The organism is Cobetia sp. 10Alg 146 (genome assembly GCF_029846385.1).
Lineage (GTDB): Bacteria > Pseudomonadota > Gammaproteobacteria > Pseudomonadales > Halomonadaceae > Cobetia > Cobetia marina.
Map to the genome: position 1 here is coordinate 331,886 of NZ_JARWKT010000005.1, position 12,084 is coordinate 343,969.

The 12,084-nt window shown below is 63.4% G+C and carries 11 protein-coding genes; 4 read left to right on the forward strand and 7 right to left on the reverse strand.

Going from position 1 to position 12,084, the window contains the following annotated elements; all coding sequences use genetic code 11:
* Positions 1 to 85: 85 nt before the first annotated feature.
* Positions 86 to 1,147 carry a ChaN family lipoprotein gene (locus tag QD172_RS11545; RefSeq protein ID WP_279855801.1) on the forward strand — a complete coding sequence of 354 codons (1,062 nt, stop codon included), beginning with the start codon at positions 86 to 88 and terminating at the stop codon, positions 1,145 to 1,147.
* A gap of 126 nt (positions 1,148 to 1,273) precedes the next feature.
* Here the strand turns inward: QD172_RS11545 and QD172_RS11550 are convergent, their stop codons facing one another.
* The 6 genes from QD172_RS11550 to QD172_RS11575 all read right to left on the reverse strand — a co-directional run bounded on the left by QD172_RS11550 (position 1,274) and on the right by QD172_RS11575 (position 6,612).
* Positions 1,274 to 1,768, reverse strand: coding sequence for a hotdog domain-containing protein (locus tag QD172_RS11550; protein ID WP_077379450.1), 495 nt, complete (start codon positions 1,766 to 1,768; stop codon positions 1,274 to 1,276).
* Positions 1,769 to 2,003: 235 nt separating this feature from the next.
* Complete coding sequence (metW, locus tag QD172_RS11555) at positions 2,004 to 2,618, reverse strand: methionine biosynthesis protein MetW (RefSeq protein WP_077379447.1); 615 nt, start codon at positions 2,616 to 2,618, stop codon at positions 2,004 to 2,006.
* Entirely contained in the window at positions 2,611 to 3,804 is a 1,194-nt protein-coding gene (locus tag QD172_RS11560) for a homoserine O-acetyltransferase (RefSeq protein ID WP_077379977.1), read from the reverse strand. The genes metW and QD172_RS11560 overlap by 8 nt, the downstream gene beginning before the upstream one ends.
* Before the next feature lie 270 nt (positions 3,805 to 4,074).
* Positions 4,075 to 4,653 carry a YggT family protein gene (locus tag QD172_RS11565; protein WP_077379444.1) on the reverse strand — a complete coding sequence of 193 codons (579 nt, stop codon included), beginning with the start codon at positions 4,651 to 4,653 and terminating at the stop codon, positions 4,075 to 4,077.
* A gap of 169 nt (positions 4,654 to 4,822) precedes the next feature.
* On the reverse strand, positions 4,823 to 5,665 hold the full coding sequence (proC, locus tag QD172_RS11570; RefSeq protein ID WP_084209472.1) for a pyrroline-5-carboxylate reductase: 843 nt from the start codon (positions 5,663 to 5,665) through the stop codon (positions 4,823 to 4,825).
* A gap of 194 nt (positions 5,666 to 5,859) precedes the next feature.
* Positions 5,860 to 6,612 carry a YggS family pyridoxal phosphate-dependent enzyme gene (locus QD172_RS11575; RefSeq protein WP_136939425.1) on the reverse strand — a complete coding sequence of 251 codons (753 nt, stop codon included), beginning with the start codon at positions 6,610 to 6,612 and terminating at the stop codon, positions 5,860 to 5,862.
* 195 nt (positions 6,613 to 6,807) lie between these two features.
* On the opposite strand from QD172_RS11575, the gene QD172_RS11580 reads away from it, so the two are divergent.
* The gene (locus QD172_RS11580; protein WP_077379438.1) at positions 6,808 to 7,839 is read left to right on the forward strand and encodes a type IV pilus twitching motility protein PilT; all 1,032 of its coding nucleotides are present in this window, start codon (positions 6,808 to 6,810) and stop codon (positions 7,837 to 7,839) included.
* Between the two features lie 204 nt (positions 7,840 to 8,043).
* Complete coding sequence (locus tag QD172_RS11585) at positions 8,044 to 9,198, forward strand: PilT/PilU family type 4a pilus ATPase (RefSeq protein WP_077379436.1); 1,155 nt, start codon at positions 8,044 to 8,046, stop codon at positions 9,196 to 9,198.
* 106 nt (positions 9,199 to 9,304) lie between these two features.
* On the opposite strand, the gene QD172_RS11590 is transcribed toward QD172_RS11585, so the two are convergent.
* The gene (locus tag QD172_RS11590) at positions 9,305 to 10,462 is read right to left on the reverse strand and encodes an anhydro-N-acetylmuramic acid kinase (RefSeq protein ID WP_279855802.1); all 1,158 of its coding nucleotides are present in this window, start codon (positions 10,460 to 10,462) and stop codon (positions 9,305 to 9,307) included.
* Between the two features lie 183 nt (positions 10,463 to 10,645).
* Here QD172_RS11590 and tyrS point away from each other — a divergent pair, with 183 nt between their 5' ends.
* Complete coding sequence (tyrS, locus tag QD172_RS11595) at positions 10,646 to 11,854, forward strand: tyrosine--tRNA ligase (protein WP_279855803.1); 1,209 nt, start codon at positions 10,646 to 10,648, stop codon at positions 11,852 to 11,854.
* Positions 11,855 to 12,084 lie beyond the last annotated feature (230 nt).

Here is a 12,084-nt window from a genome sequence, read left to right on the forward strand (position 1 = left end):
GCCGCTGGCAGTGCTCGACCTTCCGTGCGCGATGGACTGTGTCGCCGTTGGCCATTATCGCCTTTCTTCACGCCTGGTTATCTTCATGTCGCTATTTCATCGTCCCGCCTTCCTCCGTCCTGCCCCAGCTGGGCAGGCAGGCCTCACGCGTCGCCAGTTGCTGGCTGGCCTGGTCGCCGGCGCCGGCGGTCTCTCGTTGCTGGGGAGCGGGGCGCTGCAGGCGGCTCAAGCGCCGCCGGGGCCGCTTCCGCCCTTGCCTGCCTGGCATGATCCCGACGCCTCACATCCGTTGCTGGGCAGCATTCTCGTGGCGCAGGGCAATCGACGCCTGTCACCGGCGGCACTGGTGGACTGGGCGCAGGCGCATCCGCTGGTGCTGCTGGGAGAGCATCACGACAACCCGGATCATCATCTGCTGGAGCGCTGGCTGATCGATGCACTGGCGGCACGTCGTCAGTTGGGTGGCGTGGCAATGGAAATGCTGGATTCCCGTCAGGATGCGGCGCTGTCACTGGTCAATCGCACCTCGCTGGCCGTGGCGGGCCTGCCGGATGAGGAGCTGATGCGCCTGCTGGCATGGGATGCACGCTGGAACTTCACCGATTACTCGAGCGTGTTGCGTGGTGTGCTGGACAGCGGCGCCCCCCTGTCGTCCGCCAGTCTGACCAGAGAGCAGGTGCGCGCGGTGATGGCCCAGGGCCAGACGGCGCCAGCACTGCCGGAGGCCGTGCTGAGGCTGCAGCGCGAGGCGCTGGATGAAGGCCACTGTGGTCTGCTGGGGGCAGAGCGCCTGGATGGTCTGCTGCGTGCCCAGCTGGCGCGTGATCAGCAGATGGCGGAGCGTCTCGAGGCGCTGGCCAATCGCGATGCCACGGCGTTGCTGGTGGCCGGCAGTGGCCATGCGCGTCGCGATATCGGCGTGCCGCGCTGGCTGACCCGGGATTCGCTCTCCATCGCACTGATGCCGGTGGCCTGGGGGGAGGAGGGGCAGCCGCTGACCCAGCTCGATGACTATCTTCCGGAAAGTGCGGGGGCGGCCTCGGCGTATGACCTGGTGTGGTTCACCCCGGCCGTCGCTCAGACGGAGGATGCCTGCGCGGGACTGCGTGAGGCGGCGGATATCGCCACGCCGGATCTGCCGGGCTGAGAAAGCGGGCCGGGCGAGCAACGCTGGCATGAAAAAAGGCACCTCCTGTGAGGTGCCTTTTGCGTTCTTGCATCGCGTCGCTCAGTCGGACTGCGATCAGTCGGGCTGCGGTCAGCCGGGCTGCGCTCAGCCGCTCTTGACGTCGACCTGGCCTTCCGCACGACGACGGGCCGCTTTCTGCGGCGTGGCATCCCCGTCGGCGTCATTGGCCTGGCTGTCGTTGCTGCCGGCCTGCTCGCGGAAGCGATCCTCGATATACGTGATACGAGTGCGTCCGTGGGGCACCGGCTTGAAGTCGGCATCGACACTGACCAGCACGATGCGGTCGATGGTCAGGATGCGTTCACGCGTGATCTTGTTGCGGATCTCGACGCACAGCGAGATGGACGTGCGGCCAAAGGCGCTGGCGGTGATGCCCAGCTCGATGATATCGCCCTGGCGCGCACTGGAGACGAAGTTGATCTCCGACATGAACTTCGTCACCACGCGGGAAGTCCCCAGCTGGACGATGGCGTAGATGGCCGCTTCTTCGTCGATCCAGGCCAGCAGACGTCCACCGAACAGGGTGCCGTTGGGGTTGAGGTCTTCGGGCTTGACCCATTTGCGGGTATGGAAGTTCATGCACTCTCTCCTCGGGATGCCGGCGCACCTCACCGGAAGTGCGAGCCGTGATCCTCAGCTGCGTTTACCCCGAAAGTATATAGACTTTAGTTGCGACTGTCTGTGCATGGCCCGGATAGCGCAACGCTATCGCGCCGCGGGGAGAGCGCGGGGAGAATTGGCGGCGTCATGACGCGAAACGGCCGGCAGGGACTCCCTGTCGGCCGTCTTTCCAAAGGCGGTGTGGCGAGTGTGATCAGCGCTTGTCGGGCGGACAGTTGTCGCGGCAGACGCGGAAGATGGCCACCTCTCCGAACAGATTCGGCCACCAGGTCGCCGCCGGATGTGGCTCGTGATCGCCATTGCCGACTGCGCGGTCGATGATCTTGAGGCCCTGGGCACGACACAGCCGCTCGAAATCCGCAAAGGTCGAGAGGTGGATGTTGGGGGTGTCGTACCAGGCGTGCGGCAGTGACTTGGAGACCGGCATGCGCCCCTTGAGCCCCAGGTGCAGGCGGTGACGCCAGTAGGCGAAGTTGGGGAAGGTGATGATGGCTTCACGTGAGACGCGCATCATCTCTTCCAGCGCACGATCCGGACGGCGCAGTACCTGCAGGGCCTGGGACATCACCACGCGATCAAAGGTGTCATCGGCGAAATTGGCCAGACCATCATCGACATTCTGCTCGATGACGTTCACGCCGCGCGCCACGCAGGCGCTGATGTTGTCGGGATCGATCTCCAGTCCGTAGCCGAACACCCCCTTGGTCTCCTTGAGCGAGGCCAGCAGGGTGCCATCCCCACAGGCGAGATCCAGCACGCGGCCACCTTCGGGAATCCAGTCGTGGATCTGGGCGAGGTCGTTACGCATGGCTGGCCTCCTGGGGAGCGGTGTGCAGGGGAGAGGCTGCGTTGCAGGCCTTGTCGTATGCGCGGGTCAGGAAGTTGCCCAGCACTGCCTGATAGCGCTCTCCCGGCAGCAGGAAGGCGTCATGGCCGTGAGGAGAATCGATGTTGGCATAACTGACGTTCTTGCCGGCATGGATCATGGCGTTGACCAGCTCGCGCGAGCGTGAAGGAGCGAAGCGCCAGTCGGTGGTGAAGCTGACGACGAGCACCGGGCAGCTGATCGGTGCCATGGCCGCGGCCAGATCATCGCCGGCCGTGGCGGCGGGATCGAAGTAATCGAGTGCCTTGGTCATCAGCAGGTAGGTGTTGGCGTCGAAGGCGGTGGAGAAGGTGTCGCCCTGATGGCGCAGATAGCTCTCGACCTGGAAGTCGACGTCGTAACCGAAGTTGAGGCGGTCCTGGCGCAGGTCACGCCCGAACTTGGTCCCCATCGAGTGCTCGGAAAGATAGGTGATGTGACCGACCATGCGGGCCAGCTTGAGACCGCGCTTGGGCACGGCATCGACGCGTGAGTACCAGCCGTCATGGAATTCCGGGTCCGAGCGGATGGCCTGGCGCGCGACTTCGTTGAAGGCGATGTTCTGCGCCGAGAGCTTGGGGGTACAGGCGATGATGGCGACGTGCCCGACGCGCTCGGGATGATCCATCGCCCACTGCAGTGCCTGCATGCCGCCCAGTGAGCCACCGACCACCGCGGCGAAGCGCGTGATGCCGAGACGTTCGGCGAGGCGCTTCTGACTCTCGACCCAGTCCGGCACGGTCACCAGCGGGAAATCGGGGCCCCATTGTTCGCCCGTTTCCGGGTTGATCGAGGTCGGGCCGGTACTGCCGTGACAGCCGCCGATATTGTTCAGCGCGATGACGAAGAAGCGTGAGGTATCGATAGGCTTGCCGGGGCCGATGTAGTCGTCCCACCAGCCGGGCTTGCGATCACTCATCGCGTGGTAGCCGGCGGCGTGATGGTGTCCGGTCAGGGCGTGGCAGATCAGGAGGGCGTTGCTGGCGTCAGCGTTCAGCTCGCCATAGGTCTCGTAGACCAGCGAGTACTGTTCGAGACGTCTGCCGCAGGCCAGCTCCAGCGGTGTATCGAAGTGGGCAGTCCGGGGCGTGACGAGACCGACCGAATCCGGGGGAAGGGAATCAGGCATCGTGGTGAAGGTTTCCAGCATCATGTCCAGCAGAGTGTTCGGGCAGAGCCCGTGTCCGGGGCGCGAAGCCGCGGTGATGCGCCTTGTGGGCGTCTCGTGCACCGTGGTTCTGGCTTCGGCCGAGGGATCACTCTAGCACAGCGTCGGGCGCGCGTGAGCCAGTGGCGCGGGCAGGAAGCACAGGCGCCCGCAGCGGAGGTTCCGTTGCGGGCGCCTGGGGGGGACACCGCGAAGCGGCGATGTCACGTCTGGCAGGGAGGAGCGTGCGTATCAGCCGAAGACGCTACGCAGCATGCCGATGGTCGGCAGCGTCTGACTGACCAGACTGCCGATCAGGTTGAGGGCGATGAACACGAAGATCGGCGACAGATCGAGCATGCCGATCGACGGGATCACCTTGCGCACCGGCTTCATGATCGGGTCCACCAGCTGATGGACCAGGATGGCGCCCGGGTGGTTGGCCTGGGGGGCGACCCACGACAGGATGATCATCGCGATCAAGGCGAAGAAGTAGATGTTGATGATGCTGTCGAGCATGGTGCCCAGTGCCGTCAGCGCGATGAAGCCGATCGGCAGCATGCCGCCGAACAGCGCGCCGATGGCGACCAGCACCAGACTGACGACGATGAAGGCGGCCGCCAGCGTGGCGATGTCGAAGCGCCCCAGCGGGCGCAGGATGCCCTGCAGCGGTGCCACCAGCGGATTGGTCGCCTTGACCACCGACTGGGTGACCGGATTGTAGAAATCTGCACGAGACAACTGCAGCAGGAAACGCAGCATCAGTATATAGACGAACAGTTGCAGCAGGATGGTGACCAGCTGAAGTCCGATGTTACCCATAGCACCCATGGGGCCTTCCTTAAGACGGTGAGTTGAGGACGCGAATCTGGTGTCGGCGTGTCATGCCATCAGCATGCCAATCCGAGATGAACGCAGCATGATGGCGGTTTCCCGAGTGGGCTGCCAGTCAGGCGCTCTGCACGCTGCCACTCGTGGCGTGGCAATCCCGCCACAGGGGTTACTGGTCCAGCTCACGCGCCAGCTCTGCAGCCCTTGCGCTGGACGCCTTGGCCGCACGGCTGACGATCTCGCGCAGGCCATCTCCCTCGAAGCTGTTGATGGCGCGTTCGGTGGTGCCATTCGGCGAGCAGACACGGCGACGCAGCTCTGCCGGCTCGTGCTCGCTGGTGAAGGCCATCTGCGCGGCGCCGCGTCCGGTCTGGATCGCCAGTCGGCGCGCCGTCTCGGCATCCAGTCCCAGTTCGATACCGGCGGCTTCAAGCGCTTCGATGAACAGGAAGAAGTAGGCCGGGCCGGATCCGGAAATCCCGGTGACCGCTTCCAGCAGACCTTCTTCCTCGACCCATTCGACGATACCGACCGCGGTCAGCATCTCGTCCATCAGCGCACGTTGCTCATCGGTCACGCGCGAGGTGGCGTAGAGGCCGCTGGCACCGACGCCCACCAGCGAGGGGGTATTGGGCATGCAGCGGATGATGGCAAGCTCTCCCCCCAGCCAGCGCTCGAGACTGTCGCAGGTGATGCCGGCCGCGACCGAGATGACCAGCGGCTTGCGCTCCTGTACGGCAGGCGCCAGTGCCTGGCAGACGTCATGCATCATCTGGGGCTTGACGCCCAGCACGATGACATCGGCACGTGCGACGGCGTCAGCGTTGTCCTGGGTCGTGGTCACGCCGTAGCGTTGCTCGAGCGCCTCGAGGGTATCGCGTGAACGGGCCGTCGCGATGATGCGGTCTGCCGGATAGCCGGCCTCGATCATGCCGCCGAAGATGGCGCTGGCCATGTTGCCGGCACCGATGAAGGCGATGGTGCGGGGAGTGGCGGAGGTCTGGTGCGTCATGCGGTGCTCCTGATCGTTCGGATGGGATGGACCGGCGAGCGGTGAGTCTGTGCACTTTACCGCGGCTGCTTCGCGAGAGTGACGTTCGTGGCAGTGAACCGTGCGTCCGAGGCTGCCGGAGGTGACTCGTCCGCGGGCTGCGCATGCGTCAGTGGCGTGCGTGAATCGTGTGCGGGCGGCGTCAGTGAGTGGTCTCAGTGGGCGCTGGAATAGTCACGCGCTCCGAAGAGGGCCGTGCCGAGACGGACCAGCGTCGCGCCTTCGGCGACGGCGGCCTCGAGATCACCACTCATGCCCATGGACAGGGTGTCGAGCTGGGCCTGAGGGTAGCGGGCCGCGGGGAAGCGAGCCTGCAGCTGCTCCAGCAATACGCGCAGTGTCCTGAAGGGCGCCTGCCTTTCCTGCAGGTCAGCCTCGGATGAGGCGGGGGCGGGTATCGCCATCAGGCCTCGCAGTCGCAGGTTGGGCAGTGCCAGCACCGTCTCGGCCAGGGCAATCAATTCCTCGGGTGTGACGCCTGCCTTGGTGGCCTCGCCGGAGACGTTCACCTGCAGACAGATGTCGAGTGGCGGCAGGGTCTCGGGGCGTTGCTCGCTCAATCTGCGAGCCACCTTCTCACGCTCGACGGCATGTACCCAAGAGAAGTGTTCGGCAATCGCGCGGGTCTTGTTGGACTGGATGGGGCCGATGAAGTGCCATTCGATATCGGTGAGGTCCGACAGCGCCTGCTGCTTGTCCAGCGCTTCCTGCAGATAGTTCTCGCCGAAGGCCCGCTGGCCATTGCGCCAGGCAGCACGAATCATCCGGTCGGGCTTGGTCTTGCTCACCGCCAGTATCCGGGCTGCCTCTACGTTGCGTTTACTTGCCAGCAGTGCCTTTTCCAGCCGCGCACGGGCCTCTAGGATACACTGAGTAACACAAGCTTCGTCGTCGGGGACTGCAGTCATGCGGCTCGGCTCCAGAATTTGCGAAATATCTTCACGGTTGATGGCTCGGCGTCGTGGGCGCCACCGGTAGTATGGGCTGGATAGGGCGTTCGTCATGATATCCACCGCACCATCTGCTGAAGAGCCACATCACACTTACACCCGAGTCCACGGGACTCGTTGGTACAAGAGCTTCGGTCTTCGCGAGGGATCTGCATGGATATTACCGAACTGCTGGCTTTTTCGGCAAAACAGAACGCATCGGATCTGCACCTGTCCGCCGGCCTGCCACCGATGATTCGCGTCGATGGTGACGTACGACGCATCAACGTCCCTTCGATGGATGACAAGCAGGTGCGTGCGCTGATCTACGAGATCATGAACGACAAGCAGCGTCGCGACTTCGAGGAGTTTCTCGAGACGGATTTCTCCTTCGAGGTGCCGGGCGTCTCGCGCTTCCGTGTCAATGCTTTCCACCAGGGGCGGGGGGCGGGTGCCGTCTTCCGTACCATCCCGTCGGAAGTGCTGACGATGGAAGACCTGGGTCTCGGCGAGGCGTTTCGCAAGATGTGCATGCTGCCGCGTGGCCTGATTCTGGTCACCGGCCCGACAGGGTCGGGCAAGTCGACCACGCTGGCGGCAATGGTCGATTACATCAACGAGAACAAGTACGACCACATTCTCACCATCGAGGATCCGGTCGAGTTCGTCCACCAGTCCAAGCGTTGCCTGGTCAACCAGCGTGAAGTGCATCGTGACACCCACGGCTTCGCGCCGGCTCTGCGTTCGGCATTGCGTGAGGACCCGGACGTCATTCTGGTCGGCGAGCTGCGAGATCTCGAGACCATCCGTCTGGCACTGACGGCCGCCGAGACCGGGCACCTGGTCTTCGGCACCCTTCACACCACCTCGGCGACCAAGACCGTCGACCGCATCATCGACGTCTTCCCGGGCGAAGAGAAGGCGATGGTGCGTTCGATGCTGTCCGAATCCCTGCAAGGGGTCATCGCGCAGACGCTGCTCAAGAAGGTGGGCGGCGGGCGCGTGGCAGCGCACGAGATCATGCTTGCCACTCCTGCCATCCGCAACCTGATCCGTGAGGACAAGGTGGCGCAGATGTATTCCTCCATCCAGACCGGTGGTGCGTTGGGGATGCAGACGCTGGATTCGGCGCTGACGCGACTGTTGGCCGAGGGGCTGGTGACCAGCGAAGACGCGCAAGCGAAGGCCAAGGGGCTGCTGGGATAGTGCGCGACTGCCGTGCAGTGGTGTTGCCAGGCGACATCAGGGAAAGGGCAATGCCCATGGCCGAATCCAGGTCGAGACAGGCGAGACGGCACGCCTGAAGGCCATCACGGGCGTTGTCCTCGTCGGGACGGAAGGTCGTTGCGATAAACGATAATAAAACCGTAGTTTGAATGTGACTTCACAGAGTGGATCGGGACACGGCTCATGACTCCTCATGAATGGCTGCAGGAACTCCTGCAGTTGATGGTCAGCAAGGGCAGCTCGGATCTTTTCATCTCGACGGGGACTCCGCCGCAGATGAAGGTCAATGGGCGAATGGCGGCGCTGGGTGACAAGAAGCTCGGTGTCGATCAGGTGCGAGAACTGGTGCTTGCGCCGATGAGCGACATGCAGCGAGAGCGCTTCGAACAGGAGCGTGAGGCCAATTTTGCCCACAGTTTGCCGGGGGTGGGGCGTTTCCGGATCAGCGCCTTCTATCAGCGTAGCCAGATGGGCATGGTCATCCGTCGCATCCAGCTGTCGATTCCCAGCCTGGAAGAACTGCGCCTGCCGGAAATCATCAAGAGTCTCTCGGAGACCAAGCGTGGCCTGGTGATCTTCGTCGGGGGCACGGGTGCCGGCAAGTCGACCTCGCTGGCCTCGATGATCCAGCACCGCAACCAGACCTCAAGTGGCCATATCATCTGCATCGAGGATCCGATCGAGTACATCCATCCCCATCAGCGCTCCATCGTGACCCAGCGCGAAGTGGGGATCGACACCGAGTCCTTCGAGGTGGCGCTGCGCAACACGCTGCGCCAGGCGCCGGACGTGATCATGATCGGCGAGATCCGTTCGCGTGAGACCATGGAGCATGCGCTGACCTTTGCGGAAACCGGTCACCTGTGTCTGGCGACCTTGCACGCTAACAACGCCAACCAGGCGCTGGATCGCATCATCCACTTCTTCCCGGAAGAGCGTCACGAACAGGTATGGATGGACCTGTCACTGAATCTCAAGGGCATCGTGGCCCAGCAGCTGCTGCCTCACAAGAGTGGCAATGGCGCACAGCGAGTGCCGGCCATCGAGGTGATGCTGCGCTCGCCGCTGATCGTCGACCTGATCCGCAAGGGGGCGGTGGTGGAGATAAAGGACGTGATGAAGCGCTCCCAGCAACAGGGCATGATGACCTTCGATCAATCGCTCTATGCGTTGCATCAGCAGGACCTGATCACCGAGGAGGTGGCATTGGCGCATGCCGATTCCGCCAATGACCTGCGTCTGATGATCAAGTTCGGCGATTCCGACAGTGCTCAGGAAGCGCAACTGGATGTGATGAATGCCGCCAGTCGCTTCTCGCTGCAGGACGACGATGGCTGAAGTCCGTGGAGAATCTGGCCTGCGACGGTAGATGTCTCAGGTACTCGACGAAGCCGCGCTTCTGTTTTGCCAGGAGCGCGGCTTTTTCATGTCTGCGCGCGATGGGTCAGCGTGCGTAGAGGCCCCCCAGGACTCTGAGGCCGCGTGCTCCCGTCACGCTGACGAGATTGCCGGGGCGCTCCAGCACTCTGCGGGCGGCCAGCCACGCGAAGGCGCTGGCTTCGAGGAGATCGGCATTCCAGCCAAGCGAGGCGCAGGTGGTCAGGCCGGTGGGGTGGCTTGCATGCGCAAGGCGCTGTTCGAGCGCGGCCATCAGGGCGGTGTTGCGCGCTCCGCCACCACAGGGTGTCAGACCCGCCAGTGATACGCCGGTATGCTCAAGTGCACGCGCGATGCTCTCTACCGTCAGGCTCAGCAAGGTGGCCTGCACATCGGCAGGGGCCTCGCTGCCTGTCAGGTGCTGCTCCAGCCAGTCGAGATGGAAGTCCTCGCGTCCGGTACTCTTCGGCAGCGGTCGAGTGAAGTAATCCGCGCTGAGCAGACGATCCAGCAGCTCCTCGATGACATGGCCGCTGGCGGCCCAGCTGCCCTGAGGATCAATCGCGGCCCCCTGATGGCGTGCATGCCAGGCATCCAGCAGGCAGTTGGCCGGGCCGGTATCAAAGCCGATCACTGCCGCCTGCGAGTCCAGCGGCGGGAGCAATGTCAGGTTCGCGATCCCCCCCAGGTTCAGCAGTCCCCGCCACTGGTCTGGCTGAGCGAACAGCGCTGAGTGAAATGCCGGCGCCAGAGGCGCTGCCTGCCCACCGGCCGCCAGATCCCTGCGGCGGAAGTCTGCCACCACGGGGATGCCGGTCAGCTCGGCCAGCAGGCTGGGGTTGTCGAGCTGCAGGGTGTAAGGCGTCTGACAGGGTTGATCGCTGAAGCCATGCGGGCGGTGCTCGATGGTCTGTCCATGGCTGCCGATGGCGCGAATGTCTTTCGGTTCCAGTCGCTGGCGAGACAGCAGCTGGCGGATCGCGTCGGCGGCCAGTTCGGCCAGCGCCTGCTCGGCTGCGGCAAGATCACGAAAATGCGCATGGTCCTCGTGCATCAGGCGCCAGAGGCGAGTGCGCAGGGGTTCCGGAAGCGGCAGATCCAGACCGTCGATGAAGCGGATGTGCTCGCGCAGCGCAGTGCAGTCCTGATGGGGTTCGATATCGAGCAGGGCGACATCGAGGCCGTCGAGGCTGGTGCCTGTCATCAGGCCGAGGTAAAGCGCCATGGAGATCTCCCGGGTAGTGAAACGTGGGTCAGCGAGTCTGCCGTGCGCCCCCGAGTCGCGGAAGTCTGGTTGGCATCCTCATGGCCAGAGGCAGAGCAGGGGTGCATGGTCTGCGTGTCATGCTAACATTCTCGGCCAACATGCCCCGTTACGAGGGGAGCAGCAACGGTCAGAGAGGGCAGGATGAGCGACAAGTCAGTAGTGGAAGCGCTGGAGATCATCAAGCGCGGTACCGATGAGGTGCTGGTCGAGGAAGAGCTGATCAAGAAGCTCGAGTCCGGACGCAAGCTCAGGGTCAAGGCGGGTTTCGATCCGACGGCGCCGGACCTGCACCTCGGGCATACCGTGCTGATCAACAAGCTGCGTCAGCTGCAGGATCTTGGCCACGAGGTCATCTTCCTGATCGGGGACTTCACCGGACGCATCGGTGATCCGACCGGCAAGAGCGTGACGCGCAAGCCGCTGACCGAAGAGGACGTGAAGGCCAATGCCCTGACGTATCAGGAGCAGGTCTTCAAGATTCTCGACAAGGATCGCACGCGAATCGCCTTCAACTCCGAATGGATCAGCAAGCTCTCTGCCAGCGACATGATCGAACTGGCGGCTTCCAGCACGGTGGCTCGCATGCTCGAGCGCGATGATTTCGACAAGCGTTACACCGGCAACCAGCCGATCTCCATTCACGAGTTCCTCTATCCCCTGATCCAGGGCTATGACTCCGTGGCGCTGGAGGCGGATATCGAACTCGGCGGTACCGATCAGAAGTTCAACCTGCTGATGGGCCGTGAGCTGCAACGCCAGCGTGGCCAGGAGCCGCAGGTCGTGATCACCATGCCGATCCTCGAAGGTCTGGATGGCGTGCAGAAGATGTCCAAGTCGCTGGGCAACTACATCGGTATCAATGACCGTCCGGGCGAGATGTTCAACAAGATCGTCTCCATGCCGGACTCGCTGATGTGGCGTTACTTCGAGCTGCTCTCGCTGCGCCCCATGGAGGAAGTGAAGGCGCTGATGACCAGCATCGAGAATGGCGCCAATCCGCGCGACATTAAGATGGAGCTGGCTCGCGAGCTGGTGGCGCGTTTCCACGATGAAGAGGCGGCTGCCACGGCTCACCTCTCCAGTGGCAACCAACTGGCAGAAGGTGAGCTGCCGGCGGACATGCCGGATGTCACCGTGAGCCTTGAAGGGGCAGAGGTCGCGCCGATCGCCGCCGTGCTCAATCGTTCAGGTCTGGCCAACAACAGCGCCCAGGCCAAGGACATGCTCAAGAATGGTCGCGTGAAAGTCGATGGAGACGTGATCGAGCCTTCCTACATGGTGCCTTTCGATACGGCCATCGTCATCCAGGCTGGCAAGAAGCGCTACGCACGTGTGACGGTGACTCGCTGATCCGACGCGAGATGTCTGACCGACCATTCGGCCCCGCCATTTCTGGCGGGGCCGAATGTGTTTCTGGCCAGGGAAGAAAGGTGTCAGCAAGCGACGGCGAGACGAGGCCAAAGGAGCAAGAAGAGGTGATAAGGGAAAAGGTGTCGCCCGCATGTCCTCAAAATGACAATCGGTGGAAAAAGCCCTTGTGCTCACGCCGGTTCGTGCGTAAAGTACGCATCCGCTGCCGG